18 protein-coding genes are annotated in these 17,484 nt (G+C 40.3%); 13 read left to right on the top strand and 5 right to left on the bottom strand.

Annotation, left to right across the window (positions count from 1 at the left end; genetic code table 11):
* The first annotated feature begins 250 nt into the window (after positions 1-250).
* The 7 genes from E2H97_RS10330 to E2H97_RS10300 all read left to right on the top strand — a co-directional run bounded on the left by E2H97_RS10330 (position 251) and on the right by E2H97_RS10300 (position 8,808).
* Positions 251-1,429 (top strand): thiamine pyrophosphate-dependent dehydrogenase E1 component subunit alpha, encoded by a 1,179-nt coding sequence (locus E2H97_RS10330; RefSeq protein ID WP_133407060.1) that lies wholly within the window; start codon positions 251-253, stop codon positions 1,427-1,429.
* Positions 1,430-1,432: 3 nt separating this feature from the next.
* Positions 1,433-2,410: an alpha-ketoacid dehydrogenase subunit beta gene (locus E2H97_RS10325; protein WP_121837554.1), complete on the top strand. Its 978-nt coding sequence runs from the start codon at positions 1,433-1,435 to the stop codon at positions 2,408-2,410.
* 10 nt (positions 2,411-2,420) lie between these two features.
* Positions 2,421-3,971: a dihydrolipoyllysine-residue acetyltransferase gene (locus E2H97_RS10320; protein WP_133407059.1), complete on the top strand. Its 1,551-nt coding sequence runs from the start codon at positions 2,421-2,423 to the stop codon at positions 3,969-3,971.
* A 122-nt stretch (positions 3,972-4,093) separates the two neighbouring features.
* Positions 4,094-4,552, top strand: a complete 459-nt coding sequence (locus tag E2H97_RS10315; protein WP_133407058.1) for a hypothetical protein — start codon at positions 4,094-4,096, stop codon at positions 4,550-4,552.
* 90 nt (positions 4,553-4,642) lie between these two features.
* Positions 4,643-5,710, top strand: a complete 1,068-nt coding sequence (gene nadA / locus E2H97_RS10310) for a quinolinate synthase NadA (protein WP_133407057.1) — start codon at positions 4,643-4,645, stop codon at positions 5,708-5,710.
* A 71-nt stretch (positions 5,711-5,781) separates the two neighbouring features.
* Entirely contained in the window at positions 5,782-6,585 is an 804-nt protein-coding gene (locus E2H97_RS10305) for a M48 family metallopeptidase (protein ID WP_133407056.1), read from the top strand.
* A gap of 228 nt (positions 6,586-6,813) precedes the next feature.
* The gene (locus tag E2H97_RS10300) at positions 6,814-8,808 is read left to right on the top strand and encodes a methyl-accepting chemotaxis protein (RefSeq protein WP_133407055.1); all 1,995 of its coding nucleotides are present in this window, start codon (positions 6,814-6,816) and stop codon (positions 8,806-8,808) included.
* 192 nt (positions 8,809-9,000) lie between these two features.
* On the opposite strand, the gene E2H97_RS10295 is transcribed toward E2H97_RS10300, so the two are convergent.
* Complete coding sequence (locus tag E2H97_RS10295; RefSeq protein ID WP_133407054.1) at positions 9,001-10,050, bottom strand: patatin-like phospholipase family protein; 1,050 nt, start codon at positions 10,048-10,050, stop codon at positions 9,001-9,003.
* Positions 10,051-10,271: 221 nt separating this feature from the next.
* On the opposite strand from E2H97_RS10295, the gene E2H97_RS10290 reads away from it, so the two are divergent.
* From E2H97_RS10290 to E2H97_RS10275, 4 genes are all read left to right on the top strand, one after another.
* The gene (locus tag E2H97_RS10290) at positions 10,272-10,478 is read left to right on the top strand and encodes a hypothetical protein (RefSeq protein WP_133407053.1); all 207 of its coding nucleotides are present in this window, start codon (positions 10,272-10,274) and stop codon (positions 10,476-10,478) included.
* A gap of 75 nt (positions 10,479-10,553) precedes the next feature.
* Entirely contained in the window at positions 10,554-10,979 is a 426-nt protein-coding gene (locus tag E2H97_RS10285; RefSeq protein WP_133407052.1) for a GNAT family N-acetyltransferase, read from the top strand.
* 142 nt (positions 10,980-11,121) lie between these two features.
* Complete coding sequence (locus E2H97_RS10280) at positions 11,122-11,757, top strand: hypothetical protein (RefSeq protein ID WP_170308286.1); 636 nt, start codon at positions 11,122-11,124, stop codon at positions 11,755-11,757.
* A gap of 20 nt (positions 11,758-11,777) precedes the next feature.
* Positions 11,778-12,698 (top strand): metallophosphoesterase, encoded by a 921-nt coding sequence (locus tag E2H97_RS10275; RefSeq protein WP_133407051.1) that lies wholly within the window; start codon positions 11,778-11,780, stop codon positions 12,696-12,698.
* A 64-nt stretch (positions 12,699-12,762) separates the two neighbouring features.
* On the opposite strand, the gene E2H97_RS10270 is transcribed toward E2H97_RS10275, so the two are convergent.
* From E2H97_RS10270 to E2H97_RS10255, 4 genes are all read right to left on the bottom strand, one after another.
* Positions 12,763-13,356: a hypothetical protein gene (locus tag E2H97_RS10270; protein WP_133407050.1), complete on the bottom strand. Its 594-nt coding sequence runs from the start codon at positions 13,354-13,356 to the stop codon at positions 12,763-12,765.
* Positions 13,357-13,445: 89 nt separating this feature from the next.
* Positions 13,446-13,820 carry an oxidoreductase gene (locus E2H97_RS10265; protein WP_133407049.1) on the bottom strand — a complete coding sequence of 125 codons (375 nt, stop codon included), beginning with the start codon at positions 13,818-13,820 and terminating at the stop codon, positions 13,446-13,448.
* Positions 13,821-13,938: 118 nt separating this feature from the next.
* On the bottom strand, positions 13,939-14,847 hold the full coding sequence (locus tag E2H97_RS10260) for a hypothetical protein (protein ID WP_133407048.1): 909 nt from the start codon (positions 14,845-14,847) through the stop codon (positions 13,939-13,941).
* Between the two features lie 43 nt (positions 14,848-14,890).
* Positions 14,891-16,180 (bottom strand): response regulator transcription factor, encoded by a 1,290-nt coding sequence (locus tag E2H97_RS10255; RefSeq protein ID WP_133407047.1) that lies wholly within the window; start codon positions 16,178-16,180, stop codon positions 14,891-14,893.
* Positions 16,181-16,506: 326 nt separating this feature from the next.
* Between E2H97_RS10255 and E2H97_RS10250 the strand changes: the two genes are divergently transcribed.
* Positions 16,507-17,001 (top strand): hypothetical protein, encoded by a 495-nt coding sequence (locus E2H97_RS10250; RefSeq protein WP_133407046.1) that lies wholly within the window; start codon positions 16,507-16,509, stop codon positions 16,999-17,001.
* Complete coding sequence (locus E2H97_RS10245; RefSeq protein ID WP_133407045.1) at positions 16,998-17,369, top strand: hypothetical protein; 372 nt, start codon at positions 16,998-17,000, stop codon at positions 17,367-17,369. Before E2H97_RS10250 ends, E2H97_RS10245 begins: the two co-directional genes overlap by 4 nt.
* The last annotated feature ends 115 nt before the right edge of the window (positions 17,370-17,484 follow it).

Below are 17,484 nucleotides of genomic sequence, written 5' to 3'. Positions count from 1 at the left end.
TAATTTTTTTTTATCTAAATTATTGAATACTCAATATGCTTGTTAAAGCTGCGAAGAATTATTCTTCTATATGGTTTGGCAGTAAATCTGTTTGTAAACTTAAATATACAAGCGAATTAAGCGTAAATTCTAGTGTGACTCAGCTCAAATCTTGCGAGCGGTATATACCTTAACGTAAGGTGCATACCGCCGATAAGAATAGTTGATATTGAATGACGTTTATTCAATTTCAAGGAGAACAGAGCACATTATGAGCAACGCAACTCAAAGTAATGAAATAGTTCATAGCGTCAGCTTTCTCGATAGGGATTCACTAAACATCCCAACATTGAGAATCTTACAAGCTGATGGCAGCGTATATAAAGATGCCGTTTTGCCAAGCATCAATGAAGAAACAGCAAAGCGCATGTATGACACTTGCGTTTTCATCCGTGTATTGGATGAACGTATGTTAGGCGCACAGCGTCAAGGTCGTATTAGCTTCTACATGACGTGTACAGGTGAAGAAGCAGCAGTAGTGGGAAGTGCAGCTGCACTACAAGAAAAAGACGTTATCTTAGCTCAATATCGTGAACAAGCTGCGTTGCGCTATCGCGGTTTCACCACTGAGCAGTTTATGGATCAAATGTTCAGTAACGCCAAAGACCTAGGTAAAGGTCGTCAAATGCCTATCCACTATGGTAGCCAAGCATTAAACTACCACACGGTTTCATCTCCACTTGGTACGCAAATCCCACAAGCAACAGGTGTCGCTTACAGCTTAAAAATGAACAATGATAAGGCTGTTTCTATCTGTTACTTTGGTGAAGGTGCTGCATCAGAAGGTGATTTCCACGCTGGTCTGAACATGGCGGCAACACTAAGCGCACCAGCGCTTTTCTTCTGCCGTAACAATGGTTACGCCATTTCTACTCCAGCCGAAGAGCAATTTAAAGGTAACGGTATTGCCAGTCGCGGTGTGGGTTATGGTATGCATACCATCCGCGTTGACGGTAACGATATGTTAGCCGTATTAGCTGCTACTCAAGCTGCGCGTGATTTTGCAGTAGAAAACAACAAGCCAGTATTGATTGAAGCGATGTCATATCGTGTTGGTGCTCACTCGTCTTCAGATGATCCATCAGGTTATCGTTCGAAAGAAGAAGAAGATGTATGGCGCGCACAAGATCCTGTTGCTCGTTTCAAAAATTGGATGCTTTCTCAAGGTTGGTTAACCGAGGAAGAAGATGAAGCACTTTACGCTAAGTATCGTGAAGAAGTGTTAGCTCAAGTTAAAGTTTCTGAAAAAGTGGAAGCGCCGCACATTGATGAATTGATCAACGATGTATACGACGAGCCAACGCCACTGCTTCAAAAGCAGCTAAAAGAGCTTAAAGAGCACGTTAACAAATATCCACATGCTTATCCTAAGACAGCAGGGAGATTCTAAGTCATGGCACAGATGAACATGCTACAAGCCATCAATGATGCTCTTGCTATCGAGATGGAAAAGAACGACAAAATGTTGGTGTTTGGTGAAGACGTAGGGCACTTTGGTGGTGTATTCAGAGCGACTTCAGGACTAAAAGAAAAATTTGGTCCAGACCGCTGTTTCAACACACCATTAACTGAGCAAGGTATTGCTGGTTTTGCTAATGGCTTGGCCGCAAACGGGCATACACCTGTTGCTGAAATCCAGTTTGCAGATTATATCTTCCCTGCATTTGACCAAATCGTAAACGAGTCAGCAAAATTCAGATACCGTAGTGGTAGTGAATTTAACGTAGGTGGGCTAACGTATCGTACACCTTATGGCGGTGGTATTGCTGGTGGTCATTATCACTCGCAATCTCCAGAAGCTTACTTCACTCAAACACCAGGTTTGAAAGTAGTTGTACCAAGAAACCCTGAGCAAGCAAAGGGTCTATTGTTAGCGTCGATTCGCGACAAAAACCCAGTGGTTTTCTTCGAACCTAAGCGTTTATACCGTGCATCTGTGGGCGAAGTACCAGAAGGTGATTACGAGCACGAATTGGGCAAGGCTGACGTCGTTCAACAAGGTACTGATATCACAGTTCTTGCTTGGGGCGCACAGATGGAAATCGTCGAAAAAGCCGCTGAAATGGCAGCCAAAGACGGCATTTCATGTGAAGTGATCGACTTACGTTCACTGTCTCCTTGGGATGTTGAAACTGTTGCAGAGTCGGTTAAGAAAACAGGTCGTCTATTGATCAACCACGAAGCTCCGCTAACAGGTGGTTTTGCAGGTGAAATCGCGGCTACCATCCAGCAAGAATGCTTCTTATATCTTGAATCGCCAATTGCTCGTGTTTGTGGTTTGGATACACCTTACCCACTGATCCACGAAAAAGAATACATGCCTGATGCGTTAAAAACGTATGAAGCGATAAAATCAACAATGAACTTCTAGGGAGTCCGACATGATCAAAGATTTTATTTTGCCGGATATTGGAGAAGGCGTTGTTGAGTGTGAACTGGTCGAATGGCTAGTTGAAGAAGGTGATATTGTTGCTGAAGATCAGCCGATTGCTGACGTAATGACAGATAAAGCCTTGGTTCAAATTCCAGCTCCAAACCCAGGTAAAATCGTAAAGCTTTATTATGCCAAAGGCGATATTGCGATTGTACATCAGCCACTTTATGCCGTTGAGGTAGAAAGTGAGGGTGAATCAGCTCCAGCTTCTGCTCCTGTTGAGCAAACAGTTGAAGCCGCACCTGTAGCCGCTTCAGGCACTCAAATTGAAGACTTCCTACTTCCAGATATTGGTGAAGGAATCGTTGAGTGTGAGCTGGTTGAATGGCTAGTTGAAGAAGGTGATGAAGTGGTTGAAGACCAACCCATTGCCGATGTAATGACAGATAAAGCTCTAGTTCAAATTCCAGCAATGAAGCCAGGTAAAATTGCCAAACTTTATTATGCGAAAGGTGAAATTGCCATCGTTCACCAACCTTTGTTTGCTATCGAGGTTGAAGGTGAGGGCGATTCCGTTGCTCCTGTAGCGAACACTGAAGTCGCCAGCGAAGCAAAAGCTGCAAGCACGCGTTCTGAGCCTGTACGTCAAGGAAAAGCCTTAGCAAGCCCTGCGGTTCGTCGTATGGCTCGTATGCACGACCTAGATATCAGTACTGTAAAAGGTACAGGTAAAAACGGTCGTGTATACAAGAAAGACATTGAAGCGCACCTCGCTGGTGGTTCGGTAGCTCCAGTTGCACCTCAAGTGGCAGAAGTTGACACTTCTCACGCTATGGTTCCAGTTGCTACAGCAGCAGATAGAGTTGAGCCAATCAAAGGCGTTAAAGCGGTAATGGCGAAGATGATGCAAGAATCAGTTTCGACCATTCCTCACTTTACCTATTGCGATGAAATCGATATGACCGATTTGATGGCATTACGTAAAGAGATGAAAGACAGATATTCATCAGATGAACTTAAGCTGACCATGATGCCATTTTTCATGAAAGCATTGTCACTTGCTATTAACGAATATCCAATCGTCAACAGTCGTGTGAATGAAGAATGTACTGAATTGACTTATCTTGCTAGTCACAACATTGGTATGGCAGTAGATTCTAAAGTTGGTCTACTTGTACCGAATGTTAAGGATGTTCAAGCAAAGAGTATCTTAGAAGTCGCAGCAGACATCACACGCTTAACCAATGACTCACGTAGTGGTCGAGTAGCTCCTTCTGATCTTAAGCAAGGTACGATTACCATTTCGAATATTGGTGCATTGGGCGGTACAGTGGCAACACCTATCATCAATAAGCCAGAAGTGGCGATTGTTGCTTTAGGTAAAGTACAAAAACTGCCTCGTTTCAATGATAAAGGTGAAGTAGAAGCTCGCAGCATCATGCAAGTAAGCTGGTCTGGCGATCACCGCATTATTGATGGCGGCACTATTGCTCGTTTCTGTAATCTATGGAAACAGTATCTTGAGCAGCCACAAGATATGCTAATGGCAATGCGTTAATTTTTAACCGTTAACTTTTTAAAAAGGTGCCTAGTTTGGCACCTTTTTTTATGAAATTTATTTAACTTCTATGAGCTTAGAAATTTGATATAACAAATAAAAATGATTGTAGAGTTTAGATAATGGCTTCACGTGTAGATGATTCATTAAGCTTACTCCAAACCATGAGTTTGGAAGAATGTAGTGAGCAAACCGCTAGTGCACAAGGGGATAACAGTTTTGGTGAGTTCAAGGTTGAAGAGGCTCTAGGGCAGAAAGAAGAACATTCATTAGATGACTATTTCAAGAAAAAACAGGATAAAAAAGCCAAGAAACATAAAAAGGGTGAACACAGAGTTCATAGTCCAGCTGAATCTTGTGAATCAGATACGAAAATAGAAACTGAAAATAAATCAAATCCTAGTACGAAACCTTGTAAAAAATCTAAAATAAACCAAGAGTTCCAAGAGTCAGCCAGAGCGATGAGAAAGGATGAACTTGATGAACAGAAAGCGGCTAAAGAAAAGGAGAAATACAGGCAGCAAAGACATCTGATCCATGTGGAAAGAACCAGAAATGCTCTCTATCATAGATATATGTAGTCGTCACAGCCCAACACTCTTCAAATTGCAACAAAAGGTACTGAGAGTATATAATGCTCGGATTACTTGTTGTACTCCATCGGAAGCGTTATGAGCCAAGCGGCACCACAAATTGAAACTATTGATTACCCATTTCCTGCTAAACCCGTTCCATTATCAGACAGTGAAAAGCAAGAATATAAAGCTCGTATTAAACAACTATTAATAGAGCGAGATGCGGTTCTTGTTGCCCACTATTACACTGATCCTGAAATTCAAGCTTTAGCAGAAGAAACTGGTGGTTGTGTTTCCGATTCATTAGAAATGGCACGATTTGGTCGTGACCATCCAGCAAAAACGCTTATTGTTGCTGGTGTTAAGTTTATGGGGGAAACCTCTAAAATCCTTAGTCCAGACAAAACCGTATTAATGCCGACTCTTGATGCGACTTGTTCATTAGATTTAGGCTGCCCAATTGAAACGTTTAGTGAGTTTTGTGACGCTCATCCTGAGCATACAGTAGTGGTATACGCCAACACCTCAACGGCAGTAAAAGCGCGTGCTGACTGGATTGTAACCTCAAGTATTGCGTTAGAGATTGTTGAACACCTTGATAGCGAAGGGAAGAAAATCATCTGGGGACCAGACCGTCATTTAGGCAGTTACATTGCCAAAGAAACGGGCGCCGATATGTTGATGTGGCAAGGTGAATGTATCGTTCACGATGAGTTCAAAGCGAAAGCTCTACGTCAATTAAAAGCAGAGTATCCAAATGCAGCTGTGTTGGTTCACCCTGAATCACCAGCAAGTGTGGTAGAAATGGCAGATGCTGTGGGCTCAACCAGCCAGTTAATCAAAGCAGCACAAACCATGGATAACGATACGTTCATCGTAGCGACAGATAAAGGCATCTTTTATAAGATGCAACAAGCCGCTCCGGGTAAAACACTAATTGAAGCGCCAACAGGCGGTAACGGTGCGACGTGTAAAAGCTGTGCTCATTGTCCTTGGATGGCTATGAATGGTCTTCAGGCAATTGAGAATGCATTGACGGCGACAGATACCGCAGAGCACGAGATTTTTGTTGATGAAACCATTCGTGACCGCGCATTGGTACCATTAGATCGCATGCTGAATTTTGCAAAAGAACTCAATATGAAAGTGAAGGGTAACGCTTAATTTTGAGTTTAGTGGCGGCTTTTTTCAAAGCCGCCATACCTCTAAATGGAATTATAAAAAGGTAAAAAACAATGGTTAGATTACGGATTTTCCTATCATTCATTCTTTTATCAAGCCTTGTTCTTGTTGGTTGCTCTACTTCACCTACAGGCCGTAAACAACTTAAGCTGTACTCATCTAATCAAATCGCTCAGCAAGGTGTTTTGGCTTTTGATCACATCAAAGGCAAACAAAAAGTCTCCCATAACCCTAGATACAAACGTTACGTTCAGTGTGTTGCTGACTCTATAACCAAATACGTTCCTAAAAATGTCTTTAATGGCAAGTGGGAAGTGGTGGTTTTTGACAGTAAACAAGTCAATGCTTTTGCACTTCCAGGTGGAAAAATTGGTGTTTATACAGGCTTGTTAAAGGTAGCAAAAAATCAAGATCAACTTGCGGCGGTTGTGGGGCATGAAGTCGGACACGTGATTGCTGAACATGGTAACGAGCGAGTTTCAAATAATGCGTTGGTAGGAATTGGTTTACAAGTGGCTGACGCAGCATTAAAAGCCAATGATGTAAAACAAAGTAAAACCATCATGTCAGCACTGGGTGTTGGATCTCAAGTAGCAGTGACGCTTCCTTTTAGTCGTATTCAAGAGACGGAAGCCGATGAGATTGGTTTGAACTTAATGGCGAAAGCAGGTTTTGAACCAAAGCAATCTGTCGAACTTTGGAAAAATATGCAAAAGGCGAGTGGTGGAAGTCGTAATTTAGAGATTTTATCAACTCACCCTGCGCCAGAGTCTCGCATCAAAGATTTACAAAAACATATGAACAATGCGTTGTTAATCAAAAAACAATCTACCAATACCCCCAATTGTCGTATCTAGAAAAATTAGTTTAAGTTCAACAAATGAACGTGTCTTTATGACACGTTTTTTGGTTTAGTACACAGCAAAAGCTTTAGTAAAAAATTAAACAAACTTACTGCAATTTGATCCTAGTCAAAACGACAAAGATTAATTGAAAGCTTTCAAGGAAAATCGAAAAATGTCTGTTTACAACCTGCCATAGAACAATTACTTTACGCTCCAAAATTATAACCATAAGGTGGGGGCATGCGCTGGCAATGGGTTGCCGATTTAGGCATTTCTAAAAAATTATTTCTTCTGGTTTTTCCTGCATTAATAGGCTGTTTGATATATGCAGGAGCCGTTATCAAGCAAGAGTACAGTGCAAAGCAGAATCTAAACTCTATCCTATTCTTAGCAAACCTAGCTGAGCGAAATAGCGACCTTGTACATCAGTTACAAAAAGAACGAGGGATGAGCGCTGGGTATATAAGCTCGTCTGGTCAATCATTTCAAAAAGCTTTACCTACCCAGAGACGGGAAGTTGATCAAGAAGTAAAGAAGCTTCAAAGCATATTGCAAACAAGCGAAATTCCAAACTCGTTAGTATCTCAGGCCAATTTAATTAAATCTGAATTGTCAAAGTTATCGACCATGAGACAATCAGTCGATTCTTTGTCCATAACTATGGCTGAACAAGTTAGATTTTATACTGAATTAAACAGGCAGCTCCTCTCAGTTATCGATATTATTTCTAAGCAAACTAAAGACGCAAAGATAGCAAATCAGGTCACAACATTTGGTGCTTTTTTGCAAATGAAAGAAAGAGCAGGAATCGAACGCGCTGTATCAAGCTCAATCTTTGGTAAATCTCAACTCGCAACAACTCAGTTAGCTAAGTTGCTCACTTTAATAGCAGAGCAAAACGCTTATCAAGAGCGCTTCATGGCGTTGTCTGGTGGTCACCAGTTGTCAGAATATGAAGGTTTACTGGCTTCTGATTCTATTAAACAAGTGGAAATGTACCGTCAATATATTCTTAATCAAGACATTTCAGTAATCGCACAACAATCGCCTGAAAGTTGGTTTAGTGTCGCGACGAGCCGAATTGAGAAATTGCGCAAAACGGAAAAGCAGCTATCAGCCAATATTGTTGTGCTGACTCAAAAAAAACTGAAACAAGCTTCGAACTTACTGATCACAAATACCATCATTTTAATATCAATGTTTACTGCGGTTTTATTACTGACATTAAGTATTGCTGGTTACTTGAAACGAACGGTGACAACTGTGAGCAGGCAAGTATCGGTTGCAGGTGAGCAGCTTGATTTAACTACTCGTATTTTTGTTGAAGGAAAAGATGAGTTCGGTTCACTGGCGCAAACCTTTAATAAAATGATGCAAGAATTTGAGCAAGTGATCATCAATGCTAGAGCAAGCACGGAGAGTATCACCCAAGCAATTGAGGTGCTCTCTCATAGCTGTGAGCAGATGAACAGTGATGTCCAAATTGGTCAATCTGAAGCCGAGCAAGTGGCATCTGCAATGTCTGAGATGAGTGCCACTGTTAGTCAAATTGCAGGTAACGCCGCCGATGCAGCGCAAGCATCAAATGAAGCTAATAAAGAAGCTCAAGAGGGCAATGGCGAAGTCGAGAAAACAGATTTGTGTATTCGTGAGTTAGCAAACGAAATGCAAACCGCTTCAAATACCATCAATGCCTTAGATGATGAAATTCATGGAATTGTAGGTGTGCTAGATGTCATTTCAGGTATTGCAGAGCAAACTAACTTACTTGCATTAAATGCAGCAATTGAAGCGGCTCGAGCGGGTGAGTCTGGTCGTGGTTTTGCTGTGGTTGCTGATGAAGTGCGTAGCCTTGCTCAACGAGCTAAAGCTTCAACATCTGATATTAAAAACATGACGGATAGATTGCAAAGCGGAGCTACGGAAGCGGTGCAAGCTATGGCAAGAGGCATGGAAAAAGCGGATGAAAGTGTTAATGAAGTTAAGTTGGCGGGCGAAGATCTAAAAGAGATTGTTCAATACGTAAGTACGATCGATGAAATGAATATTCAAATTGCAACCGCAACAGAACAGCAGAGCTGTGTTACAGAAGAGGTGAATGCAAATGCGATTCGCATTAATGACCTTTACCAAAACTCTAAAGCGGTAGCCTCAGAGATCATGCAGTTAAATGAACAGCTTTCGGTGGCCTCACTTCAACTGACGGAACGAGTGAGCCAGTTTAAAGTGTCTTAACAAACCCCCATTAATTGAAACCGAGGATAAGCAAACGCTGAAACGCTGCAAGCCCATCCATGGGCGCTTGGCCTCGGCATCCATGCCACGGACATTCAGCAATTGCTTAACCTCTCCCTTGTATGTTCAATCACTTGAAACTTAGGAGAACTCTCGGTGTCTTTGCGGGTATAATGCTAACCAACAAAAATATTAAGAAAAGAGCTTAATCTTCCCTAAATTCTGACTTGATAAAAATTGGTCGAATGACTCTGCTAGCTTTTCAGTTTCAGCTAAAACCGTTTTCCAGTATTTTATGCGTGTCTTAGCATCCATAGTCTCAAAGTCTTTTCTGTCTGGAATTTTTCCATAAGGCAATGAAGCGATAAATTCTGCTGATGGGACTAGCATGACAATATTGTCGTAGTGTTGGCTCATTACTTTACGGTTGAGGTTTTTATCGAACCAACCTGCTTTTGGATGAGGATTAAAGTGAGGGTAGAGTACTAATTTGTCATTATGATTTATCTCAAAATCAAAGTGATAATCAACAATGCCACCATCCCAGTACTTTCCTTTGGGCGTACCTGGAATATCGTTTATTCCTTCCATTACCAGGGGAATAGAGCCAGAAGCCAATAAGGCTTGCTTAAGATTTCCACGAGTTAACGGTACATGTTGGGTATTAAAGTCATAAGGGTCATTTATTTGAAGCTGGCTTTTAGGGTGGTGGAAGACATAACGATCAAATTGGCTTTTAAGCAGCTTTCTATCGAGTCGATTGAGTAGGTAGCTTTTTAACAATGATGCAAGCTGCAATCCTTTTGAATCAGACTGCATTAAACCATTGGCTTTATTTACTAAAAAATGCGCTTTGATTACTGGATTGCTGATGATTTCCTCAATTCCATTCTTTCCCAGCATGTAATCGAGTAACTCTATTGCCTTAGCAGACACTTCTGTAGCATCAACTTTACTTGAGTAAATCGTTTCTGAATAAGACTTAGCCATTCTTGAAATAGCAGCAACAGGATCATTTTGAGCAAAGCAAGCACTGCGAAATGCTCCAGCTGAGGAGCCAATCAAGTAGAGTTCTTCGGTTCTGTCTTTAAAAAATGAACCAAACACGTATTTGTCCAAGCCAAATAAACTAAACCATTTAGGACCACCACTGGCGCCTAAAAAAGCACTGAATAAATTTTGATTAAACCCCTGCTGTTCAATGGATTTTAACGCTGACTTTCCTGCAATGATATCTAACAAAGTTATACTCGATGGCGAAACAAACGATAATGATAATTGAGTCGCATGAAGGTTCCAAGCAGACCAGATAGTTTAATTTGCAATGGGGGTCTAGATGGCTATAATTGATGCGTAAAGTCAAACCGACGATTTAATGGCAACTTGCGGTCGGTATATAAATGCAGCTAAAGCGTTAATTTCATTAGTCGCTGTTGCCTTGGTATCGAACTAAGGAAACTACCATGTCTCAATTCAATACAAACGATAAAATCTGCTTAAATTGTCGTTTCTATTCTCATCTTATTGGCGTTGGTTTAGGGCTGCGTTGCACGCATCCTGCAACGTGGAGAAAACCCAAGATGCCGCCTTTGATCCCTGCTCGAACTCACAGCTGTATGCGTTTTATTTATCGCGAAAAGCAAATAGAAGTAACTCAGGTTGAATGTTGAAACTCTAGCATGAAGTTCAAAAGGCACGTATATTAGACCACTTTTATTATTCATAAATGCAAAAGGGAATTAAGCGTGATTATAGAAGTAGCCTCTAGCCCTTCTAAAGAAGATTTAAAAACCATTAGCGAAGGTATTCAGTCTTTCAATCAACAGCATATGCATGACGATGTCGTGTTTGAACCTGATACGAAATTTGCTGTGTTTGCGAGAGATGAAGAAGGTAATGTGCAAGGCGGCATTAGGGCTGTGGCATTCTGGGATTATTGCCTTATCGAGCTGCTATGGCTTTCTGAATCAACAAGAGGTCAGCGGGTTGGAAGTCGTCTTATGGATGCTGCTGAAAATTTTGCCCGTGAAAAAGGTTTTAGTCATATGCGTACTGAAACATTGAGTTTCCAAGCGCGACCTTTTTATGAAAAATGCGGCTATCGTGTGTATGGGGAGTTAGCTGATCACCCTAAAGGACATACGACTTACTGCTTGGTCAAAGACCTTTGATGTGAGTGTTGAAGAACAATAGTCTGAACGACGAGAGTTTGTATAATTCATAAACTTATAAATATATATACTCGTGATACTTGAAGATGCATCTTCAGGTATCACGAGTATAAGATCATGTAAACAATAAGGAACAATAACAATGAAAAAATACATGATAAGTGCTGCAATCCTAGTGGCGGCATTTTCAACTAACATTTATGCTGCTTCAACAATTAAACCAGGCGGTAAGCCTGTAATTAGGCCTGCTCCCTTAGTGAGTATTGCATCTCATGATGCGTTCTTTAATAACCTTAAAAAGCATTGCGGTAAAGCTTATCAAGGTAAGGTGACTGTAGATAACCAAGACAATGGATCTTTCAGTGGTAAGAAACTGATCATGCATGTGAGAAAATGCAGTGATACAGAACTGCAAATTCCTTTTCATGTTGGCGATGATGCATCTCGAACTTGGATCATTACCAAAACCGGTTCAGGTTTAAGTCTTAAACATGACCACCGTATGGCAAATGGTGAGTATGATGCTTCAACTATGTACGGCGGTCATACCATAGATGCGGGGTGGGGAAATGCACAATCATTTCCAGCGGATCAATATTCCAAAGAGTTATTTGTTAAACAGGGTATTCCTCAGTCAAATAACAATATTTGGCAGATTTTTATCTACCCTGAAAAATACACTTACCGTTTGATTCGCCAAGGCCGAGAGTTTAAAGTGGATTTCGATCTTACAAAACCAGTAACGCCGCCCGTTGCGCCTTGGGGCTATAAAGACTAATAGGAAATTAAACGATACTCATGCAAGATTACGATATTATTGGAGACATTCACGGTCATGCTTCTAAGTTAGTTAATTTGTTAATTAAAATGGGCTATGTGAAGCTTGATGGCGCCTATCAACATCCAACTCGAAAAGCTATTTTTGTTGGAGATTATATAGATAGAGGCCCAGAAAATGCTGCAACGATTGAATTAGTCAAAGCTATGGTAGAACAGGGGAGTGCGTTGGCAATTATGGGGAACCATGAGTTTAATGCAATTTGTTACGCGACTTCCCATCCAGAGAAGCAAGACGAGTTTCTTCGTAAACGTAATGCGAAGCATACCAAGCAACACCAAACATTCTTAGATGAGTTCCCATTAGGTAGTGAGCATCATCGAAAAGCATTAGATTGGTTCAAAACTCTACCTGTGTTTTTGGATTTAGGTGACATCCGCATTGCTCATGCGTGTTGGTATCCTCCAAGCGTCGAACATCTAAGAGGTCGATTAAATTCGGATGGAACACTGACAGACGATATGTATGTAACGGCTTCTAATACAGAACATCCGGATAATCATGCTATTGAAAATGTGATGAAAGCGGTGGAGCAAGATTTACCTGATGGCGTCTTTTTTAGAGACAAAGATGGAAACCCAAGACACCAAATTCGAATAAAGTGGTGGGGAGGGATAACACCGACTTATAAGAATTTAGCACTTACTGTGCCTGAACAATATCATCATGTTTTACCTGATTCGGAAATTCCAAACGCTTATACCTATCAAGATGATGTTCCTGTTTTTTTTGGTCATTACTGGCTGCAAGGGAAACCTACAGTTCAATCAGCCAAAGCCGTTTGTGTTGATTACAGTGTGGCTAAAGGCGGTGAGTTAGTGGCTTACCGCTGGAGTGGTGAGAAAGAATTAACAGATGATAATTTTGTGGTGAGTGAATAACGCTTTTAAAAGCAGAAGTTCCTACATCTTGGTTTTTGAATGTAGGAACAACATCGGCATATGATTAAGATTCACATTTTGGAATAATATTTGAGGACTTTTGTTTATCACTCTTAAAATCAGTAGGATCTAGGCCTTCCATAAATGTAAAAAATTCTTCGTTAGACTCTAATTTTACGAATAAATCGATTTCCATATCATCAGCTGAAAAGCCTTTATTCATACATACGGACTGTATTTTTATTGTAAAAGTACCAGAACCGTCTTCATGGTGTTCCCTATATTTCTTTATGGTTTGTTGGGCTTGATACATAGTTTCTGCATCTTTTCCATCAAGCTGTAAAAAAGTGATCTTTCTATTATCCTCAGTTTCGTCCTCAAGCTCAGAAGGAATAGGGTAATCTTTATTTACCTTTACCATAAATTTATTATCAAGGTTGAGATTATTAGCCGGTGCTTTGAAACTAAAGTCCAGAATAATCCCTCCATCTTTGACCGAAAGTCCTTGTGGTGAACCTACAGCAATAACCAATTGTCTTGGATCAATATCCAAGGGTTTCATGGTCATCATCTTATACATGGTTGTAAGCGGTATATTTGTGCAGGCAGTAGATAGGAGGGTGGTTAAAATTAATAAACCCAAAAAAATTTTTTTCATTGAATCTCCGTATTATAGTAAATCCTAAGACGCAGAATATATGAGCAATTTTTTTGGATTTAGTTCAGTTGGTTATAACTACACCTAATTTAATACGTGTCGTCACTACCTTTCATGTCAACCAATGTACCTTTAGCCAAAGAAACCATTAATGCGGATAAGCGCTCATGCATTATAACGGTATGCTTATTATTAGTTTCTGACATATATTGTCTTAATTGATTTCTAACTTCGCAAACGCCAGTCACATCAATCAGAATATCAATGGCTTCGCCAAGCTTGAGAATATCGTTCATATTGGTTGTAGTTGGAATGCCATGCTCTTCCGCAAGTTTGATCCCTGGAGTATCTGTTTTTAAGTCAGCAACAGCAACAATATGAACAAACTTAGCAGCAACGAGTTGTTGTAATAGTTCTGTCGCTGCTTGGCCAGCACCAATGATCCCGATAGAAAATCCTTTCATTTATTTATCCACTTTAGAGTACAAAATACGGGAAAGGAGTGTAATCAAATAAAAAAATTACATCTTGATCTGACTCAATTTATCGCTGTAAAAAACAATCTCATAAGATAAATAGCTTTTATGCAATTGCATTATCACGAACGATATGAACATCACAAATGAACTGCAAATTAATACAGTGTTGGCGTAGATCTCCTGGAGTGATAAATAGCTCTTCTCCTTTTGCCAATTTATGAATTGCATCTTCTGAATTGAGCGTTCTAGTCAAACTGCAACTGAATCGTTTTACCGCGTTCACTGTTTCAGGAAGAACTGGTTCTTCAACTGATTCAGTATCATTCAATGCATCTTTCAGCTGGCTCAGTATTTCATCAAGGCTGCTGCTTACTTCTATTCCATAGGCTAAGTTCGTTGGTATTTTAGTTCCCAACAATTTTTGGCATTTGTGTATCAGGCCATCTTTGTCAGAGCTCGATAATATGTCTGCATTTTTGAAATACAGCGCGTAATCACCACCCGTCATTGTGTACACACTTGATACAAACTGAGAGCAAGTCACAGGGTGTTTTCCTTTAGCAAAGGCGGCAGAAATTTCTTTCGCGGCATGTTGCAGAAGTAAACTCGCCCATTTTTGTGCCTTACGATGTAGAGGGAATTTTTTCTGCAGTAACAGTAAACCAGCGAGAATAAGCCCTGGTTTATCGTAGGGGAGTTTCTTGTTAACCAAAGTCGCGGCGTTAGTTATTAAAGGCTCAGAGTCGGTGATGCCATTTAAACGCATGACACAAGCAGGACGACCAGATTCTTTTTGCGAAAAATGATGAATGTTCAGGCCAGAAAGTGCGGCATCTGCCAGTATTCCATCTTCATATACTAAGGCTGAATGAGTGTATTTAGAATTGCTTAAATGCATGATCAGCCAGTTAAGAGTATCGCCTGCTTCACCTTCAAATAAAATAATATCTCCAGCCTGTAACTTTGCTTCAGAGAGCTGGTCGCTGGGTTTTGATATAAATAAACCATCCATTGTGTTTTCTCCATGTTTTTATTTTGATGTCATCTGGCGAAGCTTAGTCAGGTAAGACTTTGAGTTGTTTCAGTATCCGAGTAAATTCAGAGATTGATTCACCGGGTAACACTGACAATAAACGCTGATATTCTTTATTATTGAACTTGGGAAGTTGCTGTATTCTTTGCTGTAATTGCTCTTGTTGCTGTGTGAGCGCTAGGCTAACTATCCAGACTAAATCGGTTAGCAAACAGGCTTCGATAAAATCAGTACTTTTTTGGCATAATTGAATGCAAGACTCAAAATCTTTTAGTGCAAAATAAACCAAAGCCTTAGAAGACATCATCAGCCCTTGCCAATGCAAAGCTGGGTAAATTTTCAAAGCTTCATCAAGATGTTCAAGTGCTTTGTGGGGCTGGTTGCTCAAAGCATACATTTGAGCCAAGAAGCTTTGCGCAGTGTAATTGCCTTTATAGAGCACGATGGATTGCTTGGCGTGTTCAATAGAAGCGGGTATGTTCTTTTGAATAAAATGCATAACAGCCATAGCTAAATGGGACCAAGTGCAGTGCTTATTCAGCCCCAATGCCGTTTTGGCGTGAAAACTAATGCGAGAAAATGCTGCCATAGCATCGCTGCTTTCAGGGGCTTCAGCAAGACTTCGGTATTCAATCAAGCTTGCGATAGCATAAACGGTAGCATCATCATTAATTTCATCTATTGCCGTCATAATTTGTGTCAGATTCGTTGCTCTATGCTTTTGTGAATAGCTGAAGAACCCATGTATACAAGGGTAAAAGTTTAAATACCTATGAGCATCACTTTGCGGGAGAGCTTGTTTACAACAATCTCCAACCATCAACTGGATTAATTCGATTGAAACTGGAGTGATTGGAAAGGTTTGAAGCGTATGAGAGTGCTCTTGCCAAATAATGGTTCCATCTTGAGGACGATGAATACTAATATTTACTTGGTCTTTTGAACTCTCTAGTTTGATTAAGTACTCTGCTTGCCCTGATTTTGCCACAGAAACTTCAAATAATTGAGATTGAAGCAGATTTTGCCCAATTTCATTAGTTAAATGATAGAGTTCAGGCTGAGTAGAGTGGATATCCACTTTCAAAAGCTCAGTGCCAGTATAGTGCTGCTGCATTGACTGAAAAATGCTAATCGCTTCTGCGCGATTACTTGCCCCTAATGAATTGAAAACCGTTGATATGTGGGTCTTGATGGTATTGACAGAAAGTCCGAGTAGCTGAGCAATCTCATTATTTGTTAAGCCTTTGGAGACAAGGTTCAAAATTTCTTCTTGTCTTTCGGTTAATGCTTGTGCAAAGCCCGCTTTAGCCATGGTAGTTGCCTTTCATTTCACCGTATTTTGAGTGTATTTTTAGCTAAAACTTCCGTATTCAGAGATAGCTTGCTCTCAACGTCACGAAAAATGATGAATAGACAACAGTGATGTATGGTTAATCCTTTAACTGCACATCACACTAAACCTTGTGGTTGTTTTGTATACAATAACAAGAAAATCAGAGGTTATCATTAAAAATCTATTTATGAACGCCCTAGTCATTGTTTTATAGATGCAATATCGGATTTGTGAACATATTTTAATTGGTATTGTTTTCGTCATTTACGTAGTTTGTTGTCAATTATTAGCACACAGTTTTAACTATGATAACAAGGCTTGAACACTACTGTTTGGCGGAGCTTTTTCCGTGTGAAAATGAAGAGAATGACAAGATCAGCTGCTGTGAGGATGCTGCTGTTGAGATAGTGTTAGATAAAAATGATTTAACGGATGATGAAGTTGACTCGAAATTGTTACATGATGAAGTTGTTCAAGGTTGTCGCTGTAAACTGAGAATAACCGATTCACTTGGAACCCAAGACCACAGGCTTTACCAACTTCCTCAATCAAACTATTCGTTTGATAGAAGTGTCGATTTGTTGATGTATTCGCTCGGCATAGGTGGATGCTTTGTAGGAGGAATCGTTGGTGGAGGTGTTTACCTTGCAGGTGTATGCTTATCATCATCGCTGATAACTTCAACTGTATGTTCAAGTATATTTGGCTTGTGCGGTGCTTCATTTGGGGGATTAGCAGGAACTATTCTTGGGCACCAAACTGTAGATAGGAATATTGAATTTCAAAGGAACTACCTATGAGCTATTCCACAAAGCTAAAAGTTTTACTCTTCTTCGTTGCTTTAAGCGCTCCAGTTTATGCAGCATCACACAATGGAAAAAGCATAGATGGCAGAAGGTTCAAATGCAGTGCTGCAATTGAAGTAAAACAATTAAAGTCGCCTCATAACCATTTCCAAATTAATGAAAGTGGTCGATGCCAATTTGAAGGGGGAATCGTGCATTTGACTTTTCCAGCATACAAAGGTTTCGATCTAGAAAAATTTGCCCTGTTAAAAGAAAAAGAAGTACAAAATCCATTACAAGTCCACGTCACAGATATTCACCTAACAGTGTATAAATATTATGTCAGCATAGAGTGGCAAGACAACAATTTTAATATGATGTGAGCCAGAGCGAGATACAATGCCAAGTAAGCCAAAGTAACAGTTTACAATTACAGTCAATTTCACTATCTTGCACCGATTCGTTTTCAATAGGAACAAAGGTTTCCTCTCTGAAAAA

Origin of the sequence: Parashewanella tropica, assembly GCF_004358445.1 — a bacterium.
In the GTDB taxonomy this organism is placed as follows: Bacteria; Pseudomonadota; Gammaproteobacteria; order Enterobacterales; family Shewanellaceae; genus Parashewanella; species Parashewanella tropica.
Note: the sequence above shows the minus strand (reverse complement) of the source record. Positions and strands in the feature narration are given on the sequence as shown.

Bases quoted from the DNA above. Each gene is read 5' to 3' on its own strand.
- E2H97_RS10330 (WP_133407060.1), top strand. From the start codon at position 251: ATGAGCAACGCAACTCAAAGTAATGAAATAGTTCATAGCGTCAGCTTT.
- E2H97_RS10325 (WP_121837554.1), top strand. From the start codon at position 1,433: ATGGCACAGATGAACATGCTACAAGCCATCAATGATGCTCTTGCTATC.
- E2H97_RS10320 (WP_133407059.1), top strand. From the start codon at position 2,421: ATGATCAAAGATTTTATTTTGCCGGATATTGGAGAAGGCGTTGTTGAG.
- E2H97_RS10315 (WP_133407058.1), top strand. From the start codon at position 4,094: ATGGCTTCACGTGTAGATGATTCATTAAGCTTACTCCAAACCATGAGT.
- nadA (WP_133407057.1), top strand. From the start codon at position 4,643: ATGAGCCAAGCGGCACCACAAATTGAAACTATTGATTACCCATTTCCT.
- E2H97_RS10305 (WP_133407056.1), top strand. From the start codon at position 5,782: ATGGTTAGATTACGGATTTTCCTATCATTCATTCTTTTATCAAGCCTT.
- E2H97_RS10300 (WP_133407055.1), top strand. From the start codon at position 6,814: ATGCGCTGGCAATGGGTTGCCGATTTAGGCATTTCTAAAAAATTATTT.
- E2H97_RS10290 (WP_133407053.1), top strand. From the start codon at position 10,272: ATGTCTCAATTCAATACAAACGATAAAATCTGCTTAAATTGTCGTTTC.
- E2H97_RS10280 (WP_170308286.1), top strand. From the start codon at position 11,122: ATGAAAAAATACATGATAAGTGCTGCAATCCTAGTGGCGGCATTTTCA.
- E2H97_RS10275 (WP_133407051.1), top strand. From the start codon at position 11,778: ATGCAAGATTACGATATTATTGGAGACATTCACGGTCATGCTTCTAAG.
- E2H97_RS10270 (WP_133407050.1), bottom strand. From the start codon at position 13,356: ATGAAAAAAATTTTTTTGGGTTTATTAATTTTAACCACCCTCCTATCT.
- E2H97_RS10265 (WP_133407049.1), bottom strand. From the start codon at position 13,820: ATGAAAGGATTTTCTATCGGGATCATTGGTGCTGGCCAAGCAGCGACA.
- E2H97_RS10260 (WP_133407048.1), bottom strand. From the start codon at position 14,847: ATGGATGGTTTATTTATATCAAAACCCAGCGACCAGCTCTCTGAAGCA.
- E2H97_RS10255 (WP_133407047.1), bottom strand. From the start codon at position 16,180: ATGGCTAAAGCGGGCTTTGCACAAGCATTAACCGAAAGACAAGAAGAA.
- E2H97_RS10250 (WP_133407046.1), top strand. From the start codon at position 16,507: ATGATAACAAGGCTTGAACACTACTGTTTGGCGGAGCTTTTTCCGTGT.
- E2H97_RS10245 (WP_133407045.1), top strand. From the start codon at position 16,998: ATGAGCTATTCCACAAAGCTAAAAGTTTTACTCTTCTTCGTTGCTTTA.